This window comes from Bacillus sp. FSL R5-0416, assembly GCF_037975425.1.
Classification (GTDB): domain Bacteria; phylum Bacillota; class Bacilli; order Bacillales; family Bacillaceae; genus Bacillus; species Bacillus subtilis.
Map to the genome: position 1 here is coordinate 517796 of NZ_CP150252.1, position 15136 is coordinate 532931.

Below are 15136 nucleotides of genomic sequence, written 5' to 3' on the forward strand. Positions count from 1 at the left end.
AGAATAAGAACAAGAAGAAGCCGGAATGCCGGCTTCTTTTTTTATGTGTTTTTTTCGGTTTTTGATACACTAGAGACAGAACGACAAAATTGGAGGCTTTGGTTACATGGAAACGTCAGCCCTTTTAAAACAGCAAATTGCGAAAGAAATAGGTTTATCACAAAAACATGTTGAAAGTGTTATCCGTCTGCTTGAGGACGGCAACACAGTCCCGTTTATTGCCCGGTATCGAAAAGAGCAGACGGGTTCAATGGATGAGGTTCAGATTCAAACGATTTCTGAACGCTGGCAATACATACAAAACCTGAATCAGCGAAAAGAAGAAGTCATCAGGCTGATTGCAGAGCAGGATAAACTGACAGATGATCTAAAACGTAAAATCGAGCAATCGGTGAAGCTTCAGGAAGTGGAAGACCTTTACCGCCCTTATAAACAAAAACGTAAAACAAAGGCGACAGTCGCCAAAAGCAAAGGCCTTGAGCCGCTTGCCGACTATATCCTGACACTTCCCCAAGATGATCGTCTGGCAGCAACTGCAGACCAATACATCAGCGAAGAAAAAGAAGTGTTCACACGAGAAGAAGCGATTGAAGGCGCCAAGCACATTATTGCGGAACAAATTTCAGACGAGCCGACCTTCAGAAAGTGGATTCGCCAGGAAACCTTCAAAAGAGGAACCATTAAGTCTGCAGCCGGAAAGTCGGCAGACACCGATGAGAAAAATGTGTATGAAATGTATTACGAGTATGAAGAGCCAATTGCAAAAGTTGTTCCGCATAGGGTGCTGGCAATGAACCGCGGCGAAAAAGAAGACATTTTAAAGGTAGCGATTGAACCGCCTGCGGATCACATTAAGGCGTATTTAGAAAAACAAATCATCAAAAATCGCTCAACATCCGTAAGAGAGATTTTGCAGGAGACAATTGAAGACAGCTATAAAAGGCTGATCCAGCCGGCAATCGAGCGTGAAATCAGGAAAGAGCTCTCAGAAAAAGCTGATGAACAGGCGATCCATATTTTCTCAGAGAACTTGAGAAAGCTTCTTTTGCAGCCGCCGATGAAAGGCAAAACCGTTCTCGGTGTTGACCCAGCCTTTCGAACCGGCTGTAAGCTCGCTGTGTCAGATGAGACTGGAAAAGTCTTGAAAATTGATGTGATCTATCCGCATGCGCCAGTCAACGAAACAAAAGAAGCCCATGAAAAAGTGAAAAAGATTCTTGAGCAGTATCAAGTCGAGATGGTGGCGATCGGAAACGGCACAGCATCCAGAGAAACAGAACAATTCATCGTCAATGTACTGAAAGACATGCCGCGCAAAATTTATTATGTGATCGTCAATGAAGCGGGTGCAAGCGTCTATTCGGCTTCAGAGCTGGCCCGAGAAGAATTCCCTGACCTTAAGGTTGAAGAGCGCAGTGCCGTGTCTATTGCGCGAAGACTTCAAGACCCGCTCGCGGAGCTCGTTAAGATCGATCCGAAGTCTGTTGGTGTCGGACAGTATCAGCATGACGTCAGCCAAAAACGCTTAAATGAATCTCTGCGGTTTGTCGTCGAAACGGTCGTAAACCAGGTGGGAGTAAACGTCAACACAGCCTCCGCCGCGCTGCTTCAATATGTAGCTGGATTATCGAAGTCTGTAGCAGGCAACGTTGTCAAAAAACGTGAGGAAATCGGAAAGTTTTCAAATCGAAAAGAACTGAAGGACATCCCAAGGCTCGGTGCGAAAACCTATGAGCAATGTATCGGTTTCTTAAGAGTGCAGGAAGGGACAGAGCCTTTGGATAGAACAGGCATTCACCCGGAAAGCTATAAAGAAACAAAAGCGCTTTTGAAAAAACTTGGACTTTCAACAGAACATATCGGCACGGCGGAATTGAAGGACAAAATCAATCAGCTGGCGCTTTCTGAAACGGCAAAAGAGCTGGGAATCGGCGAAATCACTCTGAAAGACATTTGTGAACAGCTGACAAGGCCGGAACGCGATCCGCGCGATGAGGTGCCTAAGCCTTTGCTGAAAACAGACGTCCTTCAGCTGGAAGATTTGAAAGAGGGAATGGAACTGCAGGGCACCGTGCGCAATGTAGTGGACTTCGGAGCGTTTGTTGATATCGGAGTCAAACAAGACGGGCTTGTGCATATCTCAAAATTGAGCAATCAATTCGTCAAGCATCCTCTTGATGTCGTATCTGTCGGCGATATTGTGACAGTTTGGGTTGACGGCGTAGATGTACAAAAAGGCAGAGTATCGCTGTCTATGGTAAAATAAAAGCACTGCTTACGAGCAGTGTTTTTTCCTATAGAAATACCAGCATTGATTCAGCAGTTTAATTTGGTAATTATCTTTTTCAAGGAACGCTTTTTGCATCTGCTTTTTAAGCCAATTTGGCATAGGCTCATTCCTCCTCAGCTTTTATCATAAGAGGGACGGTGATTACCATATTGTATGCGAACGGTGAATTGTCCCGTTCAATGTTTTTTAAGTGAGGTGCACTATGGATAATATAGAGCTTCAAAAGCTGACAGAGGATATTTCTAAAACATATTTTAAAAAGCCGTTCCGCCATCAGGCGCTTTTTAATGACAGGCTTAAAACCACGGGCGGAAGGTACCTGTTAACCTCTCATAACATTGAATTGAACAGAAAATATCTGATTGAACACGGCAGGGAGGAGCTGATCGGCATCATCAAGCACGAGCTCTGCCATTATCATCTCCACCTTGAAGGAAAAGGGTACAAGCACAGAGACAGAGATTTTAGAATGCTACTGCAGCAGGTCAACGCGCCGAGGTTCTGTACACCCCTTAAGAAAAAAGCGGAAAACAAAAAAACTTATATGTATATCTGTACGGCCTGCGGCCAACAGTATATAAAGAAGCGCGCCATGAACCCTGACAGATACAGATGCGGAAAATGCCGCGGAAAAATAAAAAGAATTTTTTCGTGAAAAAGGTTGACGAATATGGCAAGCCTATGTTACATTATAAAAGTCGTCACGAGAGATAAATAAAAACATTTACCTCTTGACACTGCAAATCAAGGCTGATATAATAAGTCTTGTCTCATTATTCCACAGTAGCTCAGTGGTAGAGCTATCGGCTGTTAACCGATCGGTCGCAGGTTCGAATCCTGCCTGTGGAGCCATATTGGAGAAGTACTCAAGTGGCTGAAGAGGCGCCCCTGCTAAGGGTGTAGGTCGCGTAAGCGGCGCGAGGGTTCAAATCCCTCCTTCTCCGCCATAAGATTTCGATATAAGTTCTCAACCATCGGCCCGTTGGTCAAGCGGTTAAGACACCGCCCTTTCACGGCGGTAACACGGGTTCGAATCCCGTACGGGTCATTCCATTTCGTTGGGCTATAGCCAAGCGGTAAGGCAACGGACTTTGACTCCGTCATGCGTTGGTTCGAATCCAGCTAGCCCAGCCATTTTTATTTTTGAAATCTAATAGTAAGAGCCATTAGCTCAGTTGGTAGAGCATCTGACTTTTAATCAGAGGGTCGAAGGTTCGAGTCCTTCATGGCTCACCATTTGTCTTTTTGCGGGTGTGGCGGAATTGGCAGACGCGCTAGACTTAGGATCTAGTGTCTTACGACGTGGGGGTTCGAGTCCCTTCACCCGCACTTTATTTACAAAGTGCACGCAAATCGGTTTTACTAGGTTAAGAGCCTACTAAACCAGCACAAACACAATTTAATGATCACGCGGTCGTGGCGGAATGGCAGACGCGCTAGGTTGAGGGCCTAGTGGGTGAATAACCCGTGGAGGTTCAAGTCCTCTCGGCCGCATCAATGATACCAAGGGTTTTGACGCCCTTGGTATTTTTTTTGTGTTTATTTTCAAATGATTTACTGCCCACAAACTGCCCACTTACCTAAAGTAAGTCATCTAATTTATCAGCCATTTCCTTTTGCTTGTTTGGATATAGGTGTCCATAAACATCAATTGTTGTTTTTACAGAACCATGTCCTAAACGCTCTTTAATTGTTATGTAATCTTCTCCTTGGTGTATTAATAGTGCAACGTGTGAATGTCTAAAATCATGTAAACGTATAGGAGTAAGATCGCTATCCTTGCAAAAGTATTTAATCTTCCTACTGAAAATGTCTTTTCTTGAAGGTGTATCTTTATATTGAAAGATATAGGTGTCATGTGAATGTCTAATTCCTAATTCATTAAACAACTCTTCTTGTGCTTCTTTCCAGCGTTCTAGTAGCTTAAGCAATTTTTTATTGATGCTAACTCGCCGAATCGAATTTTTGGTTTTTGGAGTAGTAACAACAAATTGACCATCAAGCCAGGTACACGATTTATGCACATCTATTTCTAATAAGATTTTGTCAATATCTTTCCATTGCAGGGCGAGCATTTCACCACATCTTAGTCCAGTTAAAAAAGCAACGGTATAAAATGTTTTAAACAATAATTGATCTTGAGGAATTAAACTAATAAATTTTTTGAATTCTTCTGGTCTCCAAAACTTCATTTTCTTTCTTGTTAAAGGTAATCGTTTAACGTTGTCACACGGATTTCTTTTTAAGATTTCTTCATGTACAGCTGTATCAAAAATTTTGCTTAGACTAGTCATTATATTATTAACCGATTTATTGCTTAGACCTGTTTCCATTAAATGTTTTCTGAAATCAGTTATTTCTCTATGTGTGATTTTTTGTATATCAGATTTCAAAAAGTAATCAGATATATGTTTGTTTATAATGTATTTCTGATTCTGATAATAGTTTGGTTTACTATCTATTTCACAATTTGCTAAATAAATTGAAATTAGAGTCGGAAAGCTTACTGATCTGAACTTTCTTGCTCTTTCTTCTTGAAATTCTCTTCTTAATTTTGCTTCTAATTCTAAAGCCTCTTTTCTGGTTGATGCTACTGGTCTCGTCCTAATTCTTTCTCCAGTAATCGGGTCAAATCCAAAGCTAACGTCAACTTGATATTGACCATTTTCAAGTTTTTTTACAGACATTTTATTTCTCCTTTAACCAAAAGCGCTTATTTCGTGTGAATAGATTCTGTTACTAAATGAGCCAATTTGAGAAAGTTTATAATCAGTAACAAATGATGGTACGTTGAAGTATGTTGCTATTTGTTCTTTGCTAAAACCCTGTATATATGGAAGGGCTTCATTAAGCATTTTATCTGTCAGTATTAATTCTGATGCAAATAGGCTTGCTTGATGCTCAAGTTTCTCTTTTAGAACTTTAGAGCAATTCACAACTTTAAAAGTGTTCAATCTTTTATGGAGAAAGTAATGCCCTAATTCATGGGCAATTACAAATTGTTGATGTTGGAGGTTCTCGTTGATATGAATTAAATATTGATCTGTGGCTTTGTCATGTTGTAGTAAACCGTTTGCTTGTCCAAGATCATTTTTGAGTATATAAATTTTTTGGATGTCACAAATTTCATAGACATTATTTGTACCATGTGTCTTAATTACTGATTGGACTTTATGTTTAATTCCTTTGCTTGTATAAATTGTTATCACTCTTTCTTCTTTAATTCGTCAATGAATTTAATTCCGTTTTTTAATGCTTTTTTGACAAGGCGTGCAGTTTCCTCATCAAATTCACCATCATTCATAAAAAGGAGTGTATCTTCATCCTTTAATTCCTGTATGGCTTCATTAATTGTTTTATTGAGTAAATCAGTTTCGTTTTTCTTGCTTACTTCATCCTTTCCTAATAAATAGTCTGTAGATACGTTATATAAGTTGCTCAATTTTAAGAGTGTGTCTGTATCAGGATCTCTGTAATCTCTTTCGTAATTAGACAAGTTATTGTTACCGATGTTAAGTTTCTCTGCGGCTTCTTTCTGAGTGTATCCAGCTTTTTGTCGAGCTTCTTTTAATCGTTTGCCTAGGCTCATTTTTATCATCCATTTCACAAAGAGTTGATTTTTATAAAAATAATAACAACATTTTTTGGAGAATTCATTAATTTCACCTATAAGTTAAATAAATAATTCAAAATTCTCCTTTTAGGAGTGTTTATTTCTTCTTTATGGAGAGTTTAATTATCAATATTTCCATATATGTTCAAAAAAATACACTTTAAGGTGAATTTTGTGTTGATTTACACGAAAAGGAGTTTTATAATAAAGTTAATTCACAAAGAGTTGAGTTAACGAGGAGGTGATATTTTGAAAGGAGAGTTTTTAACTGCGAGAGATATTCAAAAAATTCTTGGAGTTAAACAGGCTAAATCTTATGACATCATTAGAACTTTGAATGCTCAAATGAAAGAAGAAGGATATATGGTCATTCAAGGTAAGGTGAGTAGAGCTAAGTTTGAAGAGTGTTATTGTTACAAAGGTCCAAAATCTCAAACGGGGTGATTTTTATAAACATTGATATAACAAACTCGTTTATGAAAGAAGCTGTTCCTTTAGCCAGACAAATGGAGGGTGATTGAATGGCACGAATGAAAATTGCTCTTAATTCGGTCATCATAAATCATTATTTAAACCTTCCGTTAACAAATGAAAATGTGAATGAATTACTGCGAAAAGGCGTTTCATATCGCAGGATATGTAAGCATTACGGCATTGGAAGAAAAGACATTGAAAAGCTGCGGCAATCATCCATAGTGTGACGTTATATACCACTATAGGGAGCCGTTAAGAATCCTTTGAAAGGGGGGATGCAATGAAAATAAGGGTGAATGCAACAATCATCACTGATGTTGAAGCTTTAAAGGCTGACAAGGATTTGAATCATTTTAAAGACTATGCCACTTGTGAAACATTCGTTGTTGAAGCTGATAATTATTTGAAGGCTAATAAAGAAATATCTGAGCTGTTAAAAGGCTGGGATTGGTGGTGTATCTGGTCTACTCGACCAATGAGTAAGAAGGAGAATCAGGTGTTTACTTTATATAACGATGATCTGTATAACTTATGTCGCTAGGAGTGTTTGTTCTTTGAAAACTACATATAAACAAAGAAAGCGCCTTGACGAATAATCATCAAGAACGCCGGAAAATAAAAACTAGACACTTTTATTATACGGTATTCTTGTTGAAATGTCATGCGTGAGTATTTGAGTGATGAACCAGCAATCACTTTAAATGCTGTAGCAGGCTAGAATAAGCGTGCGGAATAGCTGTAGTCAGCTTGATGGCTATAAATAGCCTACTAGGTTGCCATGAGGGCATAAAGCCGTTAGCAACTGATAAGCGCCAAGATGGATACAGAACCTGAGCGAGTCTATAAATATAAACTGAAGTTTATGGTCGTTTGAAAATAAATAATAAAAAAAGAAATGGGGAAATGAAAATGAATTTAAATTTTATTGTACCGGATATTAACATGACTTTTGGAGAACTGAAATTTTTGGGGTTAAACCGTGAGCGCTATGCATATGTGGATGGGAAAAGAACGGATACTTTGGAATCAAGGGTTTATAATCTAGGATCAAGTGTGCAAGGCGGGCAGATCGAAGTGACAATTCCTGCTTATGTGGATTTAAAGGAATTTGATTTCTTCAAGGATGTTGAACTGAAAAACCCGAAAATCATGGCTTCTGCTAGAGCAAACGGAAACTTTGCTAATGTTAACTGGACTGTTGAAGCTGAAGATCTTGTATTAAAAGGCGCAGAATCTGCTATGAAGCAGAATGAAACTTTAATAGACGGAAATAACAAAAAGAAATAAGATGATTTGAATCTTAGAGGCATTTATTGATGTGTCTCTTGACATTTAGTTAAATGAATAATAAGTCAAAGGATTTACTTTTTGTGTGATTTTTTAGGAATAAATACTCACTTATTAGTAAAGTCATGGTAAAATAATTCAGTTGACAAATATTAAAGGGCTAAAGCAAATGTTGAATTATTTGTCATGATAAGTAACATAAAAATTTAATAGGTGAGGTTAATCTGATGAAACGTATTATAGGAGCTTTATTCTTAGTTCTAGTTTTAAGTTGTTCTTTTAGCGAATTGACTCATGCGCAAGAGTCTAATCTGTCTTCGGGAGTCCCTGTACAAGGAGTTCTTAATTCTGAGGGCTCGATTAATAAATACAGCTTTACAACAACTGCGGACGGCGAAGTATATATTGGGCTTGATAAAACGACTGCTTCTTTCAGTGTCGTTTTATACGATGCATATGGCAATGAGATTACTAGTAATGAAGCTTCATATGCTGGTGAAACTGCAGTTCTTGATGAAAAACTAAAAAAAGGGAAATACTATGTTGAAATAAAATCCTATAGATGGGATGGTGTGTCAAAAGGTACTTATCAGCTAAAAGTTACTTATCCAGGTTCTTTTAAGAGGGATGCAACAACTTTTGAGCCAAACGATACTTTTGAAACGGGCATGGGAATTTCATCAGGTACGTATTATAAATCAAAAATTGAAAATGTAATTGATAAAGACACTTATCAATTTTCCACAAACAAAGATGGTGAAGTTTATCTGACGCTAGATCAGGTGACAGCTGGGTTAGAAGTATCGTTGTATGATGGGAACGGTAATGAAATAACATCTGAAACATCATGGAGCGCTGGTGAAAACAGAGTAATTCACGAGAAAGTTAAAAAAGGAAAGTATTATGTTGTAGTTAAGCCTGAATCTTATGTTTGGGATGGAATTACAAGTGCCACTTATCGTTTCAAGGTGACATACCCAGGTTCTATTAAAAGAGACTTATCCACATATGAAACAAACGATACATTTGAAACTGCATATTCGATTATATCCAATCAATATTACAAATCAAAACATGAGTCTGAAATAGATAGAGATGTCTATCAATTTACAACTATCAAAGACGGGAAAGTAACTATAACTTTAGATCAAGTTTCGGAAGGCGCCGAAATTGCTTTATGTGATGGAAATGGTAATGAAATAGGAACGGACTATGCATTTAACGACGGTGATAAAACAGCTGTTATTAGTGAAAGTCTCAAAAAAGGTAAATATTATATCGTTCTAGAACCTGAAAGTTGGGATGGGGTAACTAGTCAAACATATCGCATAAAAGCTTCTTATCCTGATAAAACACCAACTGTGAGCTCGATAACAGATCACTCTACAACAATTACCGGAAATGCAGAAACGAACGCTAAGGTTTATGCTTATGCTGGGAGTAAACAATTAGGGACGGCTACATCTAAAAATGGAAAGTATACAATTAAGATTTCAAAGCAAAAAGCCGGTACATCTATCCAAATTTATTTAATTGATTCAAAAGGCATCAAGAGTGGTAGCAAAATTGCAAAAGTATTAGACAAGACATCACCTAAAACCCCAACTGTTAATGCTGTTACGGATCATTCAACAACAATTGCCGGAAATGCTGAAATAAATGCCAAGGTATATGCTTGGATTGGCAGCAAGAAGCTAGGTGTAGCTACAGCTAAAAGTGGAAAGTATTCAATGAAAATCTCGAAACAAAAGGCAAACAGTGTAATTAAGGTATATGCAGTTGATAGTGCTGGAAATAAAAGCGGAACAAAATCATTAAAAGTCCTTGATAAAACAGTACCTTCAGCACCAAGTGTTAATAAAGTCACGACTAAGACTACGACTATCACTGGTAAGGGTGAAAAGTACACTACTGTTTATGTCTATAATAAAAGCAAAAAAGTGGGAACGGCAAAATTAGATAAAAAAGGACAGTATAAAGTGAAAATTAAGAAGCAAAAGAAAAACGTAAGGCTTACCATCTATTTAAAAGATGCTGCAGGAAATAAGAGTAAGTCTAAAACTGTCAAAGTTTATTAAGATGCAAGTTAAATTAATCTTAAGGGGGGATTATTTATTTACAGGCAACTTAATAATATGCTGTGGAAATATAGAGGCATTCGGATAAAGCCGAGAATGAGGAATAATATTAAGATAACAGGCGCAATTATATTTGTGCCTGTTTTTTTATTGTCTATGTTCCTCTTTTGGAGAGAACAACTCATTCATTTTGATATATCTCGAGTAATAAAACACTTTGAGTGGAATGTGCCGTTAATTATTAAAAGCGTTTTATGCTCTCTGTTAATTGCTGTTGGAAGTATAGCTGCATCTTACTTTCTTTTCTTTGACAGCTATAAGAAAACTCTTCACAGGCAAAAGATTGCAAAAATGATTTTCTCGAATAAGTTTTACGAAAGAGAAAATGTGAAAGTAAGAAAACTCTTCTCAAATGAAACTGACACAAAGGAAAAGATCACTTATTTTCCTAGAATGTATTATCAGGTAAAAAACAATCACATTTATATTCGTATTGCTATGGACATGAGCCGTTTTCAGAATCGCTTCCTAGACTTAGGAAAGGATTTGGAAAACGGCTTATTTTGTGACCTGGTGGATAAGCAAATGGAAGAAGGTTTTGTATGCTTTAAGCTTCTTTACGATGTGAAGAAGAATCGTATTTCCATTGATGATGCAGTAGCTGAGAATGGAGTCCTTCCGTTAATGAAGCATATTTCATGGCAATTTGATAAGTTGCCGCACATGCTTATTGCAGGTGGTACAGGTGGAGGAAAAACATACTTCATGCTAACGATTATTAAAGCATGTGTTGGACTGGGGGCAGATGTAAGAATATTGGACCCTAAAAATGCAGATTTAGCAGACTTGGAAGAAGTCCTTCCGAAAAAGGTATATTCCCAAAAGAACGGCATTCTTATGTGCCTAAGAAAGTCTGTAGATGGCATGATGGAACGAATGGATGAAATGAAACAGATGCCTAACTATAAGACAGGTGAAAATTATGCCTATTTAGGCTTAAAACCTGTTTTTATCTTCTTTGATGAATATGTGGCATTTATGGATTTGTTGGATATGAAAGAAAGAAATGAAGCTCTTTCTTACATGAAACAGTTAGTCATGTTGGGGAGACAGGCGGGTTATTTTCTCGTTTTAGGCGCACAACGTCCAGATGCAAAATATTTAGCTGATGGTATTCGTGATCAGTTTAGCTTCCGTGTGTCGCTAGGTTTAATGTCAGATACGGGCTACGGGATGATGTTTGGTGATGTTGATAAAGCATATGTGAATAAAAAAGAGACGGGACGAGGATATGCCAATGTGGGAACAGGTTCAGTGTTGGAGTTTTACAGCCCTATCGTGCCGAAAGGATATGATTTTATGTCATCTATTAAAAATGCGCTGGTTGGAGTCGAGGGAGCGCAGGCGACGGCAGTCGCCAGCGGCAGCGTAAGCGACCAGACGGCCAGTGGCGAAGGAGTGAGCGAAGCGAATGGATGAGCTAAAACAACCCCCCCACGCTAACAGGGGGGTAGTAATCGTAAAAGAAAAAAGTGAAACCGTTGAAAGTCCTTTGGTATCAATGGTTGACTATATTCGAGTCTCTTTTAAAACTCATGATGTTGACCGAATTATTGAAGAGGTTCTTCACCTTAGCAAAGACTTTATGACGGAGAAACAATCTGGTTTCTATGGCTACGTTGGTACGTACGAACTGGACTATATCAAAGTCTTTTATTCTGCGCCAGATGATAATAGAGGTGTTTTGATAGAAATGTCCGGTCAAGGTTGCCGTCAATTTGAATCCTTCTTGGAATGCCGGAAGAAAACATGGTACGACTTCTTTCAAGATTGCATGGCGCAAGGCGGTTCATTTACTCGCTTTGATTTGGCGATTGATGATAAAAAGACGTACTTTTCTATACCGGAATTGTTAAAGAAAGCCCAAAAGGGCGAATGTATTTCACGCTTTAGAAAATCCGACTTCAATGGCTCCTTTGATCTATCTGATGGCATTACAGGCGGGACGACAATATATTTCGGTTCTAAAAAGTCAGAAGCGTACCTTTGCTTTTATGAGAAAAACTATGAACAAGCAGAAAAGTATAACATTCCGTTAGAAGAACTAGGCGATTGGAATCGTTATGAATTGCGGTTGAAAAATGAACGTGCACAAGTGGCTATAGATGCTTTATTGAAAACAAAGGATTTAACCTTAATCGCTATGCAGATTATTAATAACTATGTAAGGTTCGTGGATGCTGATGAAAACATCACTAGAGAGCATTGGAAAACGAGCCTTTTTTGGTTTGAATTTATAGGTGATGTTGGGAGACTTCCTTTGTATGTCAAACCACAAAAAGACTTCTATCAAAAATCAAGAAACTGGCTTCGTAACTCTTGCGCTCCCACTATGAAAATGGTGCTGGAAGCTGATCAGCACTTAGGGAAAACTGATCTGTCAGATATGATCGCAGAAGCTGAACTGGCGGAAAAACACAAAAAAATGCTAGATGTGTTTATAGCTGATGTTGCTGACATGGTCGTTTAAAAACAAGCTGCTAAAGCTTTATAAACACAGGTGATGCGATTAAACGTATGTGTCAACGGTACCGGAACGAAGTGAGGATAAGGAGTTGACATATTCAGCGCTACCCAAACCCTCTTGGCATTGAACAAACAACCGTTTGTTTCTGCCTACCGGCGAGGGAGTCCCCCGATGATTCGGGGGAATAGGGGGCTAGATTAACAGCAATCCAACGGGCTTCCGTTGGTGGGTTTGGGTGAAACCCAAGAACTTAAATCGGAGGGATAAGATGTTTAACATTAATCTGTTGAATCAGGCCCGACTAGAGAGTGATTTGGAGTCTCTTGGCTGTTTGGATATTGTTGAGGAATTGATCGAAAGAATGATGGAAGATGTCTTTTACAGTGATGTTGCTCAAAGAGTCATAGTTCAAACTCTTGCGGTTATAGATAATGTGAATGCCAAACTTCATGCCACATTCAACATACTGGAGGATGAAGATGCTGAGACAGATGAAAGAATTGTGGAGTTTGAAGGAATTAGCTACTATATGTAGATGAAAAACAAGCATACTGTCATATGCTTGTTTTTATTTGAGACATCATGAGTCACTACTTAATTTTTTCTTTTTTAATTGCATTGTGTTTGCCACAAGACACACTGCACTATAAAATGTCATAGCAACACCTAGTAATAACACTATCCAATTCAAAATAACTGGTAATTCAATAGTATTTGCAATGAAATTTAGAATGCTTCCAACTGATAATAATGCTAATAAGATAGGTTGATTTTTAATCAAGTTATCACTCTCCAAACATTGTCAAATTTAATATACCATACTTTTTTCCTTGTTATCCATTATTTATAGAGGGAATCGGGGTGAGAAAGTGTAATGTCTGCTGTAGACAAACGTTTCAAAAGCTTGGGTTTTAATGTGGGTATCCCCTCTTTAGTTTTTGTGAGAAGTTTAAGCAGAGATTGCATGTTAGTTGTCGAAGGTGAACGTTTAAAAGGATTTGCCGAATATCGTTACACATTCTACAAGACAAGGTATTTGCCGGACGGTCGAATGACTAGTTTAAAAGTTTATATGGAGAATCAAAGCATAAAAAGGGTGTTACATCGTGTAGCATCCTTTTTACTGTTCCTAGAAAAAACGAAACAAGTGTGAAAGTAATGATTTGTATTATAGAATCAGTTAAGAAAGATTTAAGGTTGAATATTGAAAAATTTTATATATTTTCAATAAAATACTGGTACTATTATAAACGTATATAGATTGTCTGGAAATGTAATTAATTTAAAAGGAGTTTTCTAATTGCGTTGGAGTAAATGGTTCAATATTTTTTGCATAGTTGCATTGGGATCAGTATATGGTTATAAATTATTTACTAACCAAGAAGTCAGCACCACTCGTTTAATAATAGCTTCTGTAATTGTCTTGTGGAACATTGTTGGACTTTTTAGCAAAGAACCAGTAAAACAAACACAGCAAGCAAATTAAAAGTCATAAAGATAAAAAACATATTCCAATAATTCAATAAAAGTTGCTAAAGAAGGATGTTACATGTGTAGCATCCTTTTTATTATTCCTTGAAAAAACAAAACAGGTTTGAAGAAAGCGAGGTCTTTCATGAAACAGAGTGTTGAGGTCGTTGAAATTAAAGGTAAGCCAGTGGAAGTGATTGTGACGGAGTTAAACGAACCGAACTATGAAAAAATGGCGAGAGCCATTTTGAAAATGACAAGAAACATGAAAGTTAACCAGGAGGAAAGTGCTTAGAAATATATGAAAGGAGAGTGAATCGAATTGCTCCATAAAGAAATTGGCTCGGATAAAAAAGAAGAGTCTTTTTTTCGGTCTGCCTTTCAAAAACTGAAACGCATTGAAAGACCGGAAAAAGACAAACAAAAAGTACCTCGTGACAGGTCAAAGCTGATAGCCGTCACATTGTGGTCTTGTGTAGGGGGCTTGCTGTTTATCTGTATGCTTGCTGTGCTTCTGTCAATTAATACTCGCTCCCAACTTAATAACATGAAAGACGAAGCGAATAAGCCAACAAATGAAGATAAACAAAAAATTTCGGTGACTGCTGCTGAAAACTTTCTGTCAGGGTTTATCAATGAATATGTGAATGTGAAGAACGATCAAGAATCTATTGAAAAACGCATGCAGAGTCTTGAAAGCTACATGGTGAAACAGGAAGATAACCATTTTGAGGATGAAGATCGTTTTAATGTGGATGGCTTAAAAGGTGATCGAGAGTTAAAGGGTTACAGCTTATATAACGTGAAAGAAGGTGATAAAAACAGCCTTTTTCAATATAAGGTCACATATGAAAATCTCTACCCTGTAGAGAAGGAAGTTGAAAAAGAAGTTAAAGACGGAAAGAAAAAAAAGAAGGTGAAAGAAAAGGTTAAAACAAACGAGAAATCTGAAAAACAAATGTTGCTGAATATTCCAGTCACAAATAAAGGTGATTCCTTTGCGGTGTCTGCTGTTCCTTACTTTACACAGATTTATGATCTGAAAGGCAATATTGCTTCTGAGGGCAAAGAAGACACTAGAGACGAATATGCAGGCGAGAAAAAAGAATCTATCGAATCATTTCTTCATACTTTCTTCGAGAAATACGCTTCTGAAAAGAAAGAAGAAATGGTTTATATGATGAAAAAGCCGGAAGCGTTGGAAGGAAACTTGTTATTTGGGGAAGTGCAGTTAATGAAAATCTTCGAGACGAAAAAAGGTTTCGAGGTTTTTTGTGCTGTTCGATTTAAGGAAAAAGAAAATGATATTCCCGTAAATGAAAAATTTAGTTTAGAGATTACGGAAAACAGCGGTCAGTTTTATGTAAATAAACTCAAACATCAATAGGAGGATTAAA

The 15136-nt window shown here is 37.7% G+C and carries 18 protein-coding genes, 7 tRNA genes and 2 pseudogenes; 22 read left to right on the forward strand and 5 right to left on the reverse strand.

Translation table 11 applies throughout. The features are described 5' to 3' along the window. Nucleotides 1–106: 106 nt before the first annotated feature. The gene (locus NYE20_RS02670) at nucleotides 107–2266 is read left to right on the forward strand and encodes a Tex family protein (protein WP_161621360.1); all 2160 of its coding nucleotides are present in this window, start codon (nucleotides 107–109) and stop codon (nucleotides 2264–2266) included. 9 nt (nucleotides 2267–2275) lie between these two features. Here the strand turns inward: NYE20_RS02670 and cmpA are convergent, their stop codons facing one another. After that, on the reverse strand, nucleotides 2276–2389 hold the full coding sequence (gene cmpA, locus NYE20_RS02675; protein WP_003225207.1) for a cortex morphogenetic protein CmpA: 114 nt from the start codon (nucleotides 2387–2389) through the stop codon (nucleotides 2276–2278). A gap of 103 nt (nucleotides 2390–2492) precedes the next feature. On the opposite strand from cmpA, the gene NYE20_RS02680 reads away from it, so the two are divergent. The 8 genes from NYE20_RS02680 (at nucleotide 2493) to NYE20_RS02715 (ending at nucleotide 3784) form a co-directional block, all read left to right on the forward strand. Beyond that, nucleotides 2493–2945 (forward strand): SprT family protein, encoded by a 453-nt coding sequence (locus NYE20_RS02680; RefSeq protein WP_003234309.1) that lies wholly within the window; start codon nucleotides 2493–2495, stop codon nucleotides 2943–2945. Between the two features lie 122 nt (nucleotides 2946–3067). Continuing rightward, nucleotides 3068–3142 (forward strand) — tRNA-Asn (locus tag NYE20_RS02685). A 4-nt stretch (nucleotides 3143–3146) separates the two neighbouring features. After that, a tRNA-Ser gene (locus tag NYE20_RS02690) sits at nucleotides 3147–3237 on the forward strand. 29 nt (nucleotides 3238–3266) lie between these two features. Beyond that, nucleotides 3267–3338: transfer RNA gene (locus tag NYE20_RS02695), tRNA-Glu, on the forward strand. A gap of 11 nt (nucleotides 3339–3349) precedes the next feature. Then, nucleotides 3350–3424, forward strand: a tRNA-Gln gene (locus tag NYE20_RS02700). 26 nt (nucleotides 3425–3450) lie between these two features. After that, nucleotides 3451–3526: transfer RNA gene (locus tag NYE20_RS02705), tRNA-Lys, on the forward strand. Between the two features lie 11 nt (nucleotides 3527–3537). Beyond that, nucleotides 3538–3619: transfer RNA gene (locus NYE20_RS02710), tRNA-Leu, on the forward strand. Between the two features lie 81 nt (nucleotides 3620–3700). Continuing rightward, a tRNA-Leu gene (locus NYE20_RS02715) sits at nucleotides 3701–3784 on the forward strand. Between the two features lie 86 nt (nucleotides 3785–3870). Here NYE20_RS02715 and NYE20_RS02720 read toward each other — a convergent pair. The 3 genes from NYE20_RS02720 to immR are packed head-to-tail and all read right to left on the reverse strand — an operon-like array spanning nucleotide 3871 to nucleotide 5879. Then, nucleotides 3871–4977, reverse strand: coding sequence for a site-specific integrase (locus NYE20_RS02720; RefSeq protein ID WP_120027796.1), 1107 nt, complete (start codon nucleotides 4975–4977; stop codon nucleotides 3871–3873). 12 nt (nucleotides 4978–4989) lie between these two features. Next, nucleotides 4990–5499 (reverse strand): metallopeptidase ImmA, encoded by a 510-nt coding sequence (gene immA, locus NYE20_RS02725; RefSeq protein ID WP_339184424.1) that lies wholly within the window; start codon nucleotides 5497–5499, stop codon nucleotides 4990–4992. Continuing rightward, entirely contained in the window at nucleotides 5496–5879 is a 384-nt protein-coding gene (gene immR / locus NYE20_RS02730) for a helix-turn-helix transcriptional regulator ImmR (protein ID WP_003240393.1), read from the reverse strand. Before immR ends, immA begins: the two co-directional genes overlap by 4 nt. A gap of 273 nt (nucleotides 5880–6152) precedes the next feature. On the opposite strand from immR, the gene xis reads away from it, so the two are divergent. From xis to NYE20_RS02775, 9 genes and pseudogenes are all read left to right on the forward strand, one after another. Continuing rightward, the gene (gene xis / locus NYE20_RS02735; RefSeq protein ID WP_003240395.1) at nucleotides 6153–6347 is read left to right on the forward strand and encodes an ICEBs1 excisionase; all 195 of its coding nucleotides are present in this window, start codon (nucleotides 6153–6155) and stop codon (nucleotides 6345–6347) included. Beyond that, nucleotides 6344–6604: pseudogene (locus NYE20_RS02740) on the forward strand (hypothetical protein). Before xis ends, NYE20_RS02740 begins: the two are co-directional and overlap by 4 nt. Nucleotides 6605–6657: 53 nt before the next feature. Beyond that, the gene (locus NYE20_RS02745) at nucleotides 6658–6918 is read left to right on the forward strand and encodes a hypothetical protein (RefSeq protein ID WP_088680217.1); all 261 of its coding nucleotides are present in this window, start codon (nucleotides 6658–6660) and stop codon (nucleotides 6916–6918) included. A 206-nt stretch (nucleotides 6919–7124) separates the two neighbouring features. Beyond that, a pseudogene (locus tag NYE20_RS02750) lies at nucleotides 7125–7208 on the forward strand (hypothetical protein); the annotation flags it as partial. A gap of 78 nt (nucleotides 7209–7286) precedes the next feature. Continuing rightward, the gene (locus tag NYE20_RS02755; protein ID WP_182094176.1) at nucleotides 7287–7664 is read left to right on the forward strand and encodes a YdcP family protein; all 378 of its coding nucleotides are present in this window, start codon (nucleotides 7287–7289) and stop codon (nucleotides 7662–7664) included. A 227-nt stretch (nucleotides 7665–7891) separates the two neighbouring features. Then, the gene (locus NYE20_RS02760; protein WP_339184429.1) at nucleotides 7892–9742 is read left to right on the forward strand and encodes an Ig-like domain-containing protein; all 1851 of its coding nucleotides are present in this window, start codon (nucleotides 7892–7894) and stop codon (nucleotides 9740–9742) included. A 57-nt stretch (nucleotides 9743–9799) separates the two neighbouring features. Continuing rightward, a complete protein-coding gene (gene conQ / locus NYE20_RS02765; RefSeq protein WP_339184431.1) occupies nucleotides 9800–11221 on the forward strand; it encodes a coupling conjugation protein ConQ in 1422 nt (473 codons plus the stop codon). Next, complete coding sequence (gene nicK / locus NYE20_RS02770) at nucleotides 11214–12272, forward strand: DNA relaxase NicK (protein ID WP_339184433.1); 1059 nt, start codon at nucleotides 11214–11216, stop codon at nucleotides 12270–12272. The genes conQ and nicK overlap by 8 nt, the downstream gene beginning before the upstream one ends. Nucleotides 12273–12537: 265 nt before the next feature. Continuing rightward, complete coding sequence (locus tag NYE20_RS02775; RefSeq protein WP_339184436.1) at nucleotides 12538–12804, forward strand: hypothetical protein; 267 nt, start codon at nucleotides 12538–12540, stop codon at nucleotides 12802–12804. Nucleotides 12805–12849: 45 nt separating this feature from the next. Here the strand turns inward: NYE20_RS02775 and NYE20_RS02780 are convergent, their stop codons facing one another. Further along, nucleotides 12850–13050, reverse strand: a complete 201-nt coding sequence (locus NYE20_RS02780) for a hypothetical protein (RefSeq protein WP_339184439.1) — start codon at nucleotides 13048–13050, stop codon at nucleotides 12850–12852. 93 nt (nucleotides 13051–13143) lie between these two features. Between NYE20_RS02780 and NYE20_RS02785 the strand changes: the two genes are divergently transcribed. From NYE20_RS02785 to NYE20_RS02800, 4 genes are all read left to right on the forward strand, one after another. Next, the gene (locus tag NYE20_RS02785) at nucleotides 13144–13422 is read left to right on the forward strand and encodes a hypothetical protein (protein WP_076457330.1); all 279 of its coding nucleotides are present in this window, start codon (nucleotides 13144–13146) and stop codon (nucleotides 13420–13422) included. A 147-nt stretch (nucleotides 13423–13569) separates the two neighbouring features. After that, nucleotides 13570–13755: a hypothetical protein gene (locus tag NYE20_RS02790; protein WP_076457331.1), complete on the forward strand. Its 186-nt coding sequence runs from the start codon at nucleotides 13570–13572 to the stop codon at nucleotides 13753–13755. A gap of 129 nt (nucleotides 13756–13884) precedes the next feature. Continuing rightward, complete coding sequence (locus NYE20_RS02795; protein ID WP_003328171.1) at nucleotides 13885–14034, forward strand: hypothetical protein; 150 nt, start codon at nucleotides 13885–13887, stop codon at nucleotides 14032–14034. A gap of 27 nt (nucleotides 14035–14061) precedes the next feature. Further along, a complete protein-coding gene (locus tag NYE20_RS02800; protein WP_339184442.1) occupies nucleotides 14062–15126 on the forward strand; it encodes a conjugal transfer protein in 1065 nt (354 codons plus the stop codon). Nucleotides 15127–15136: the final 10 nt, after the last annotated feature.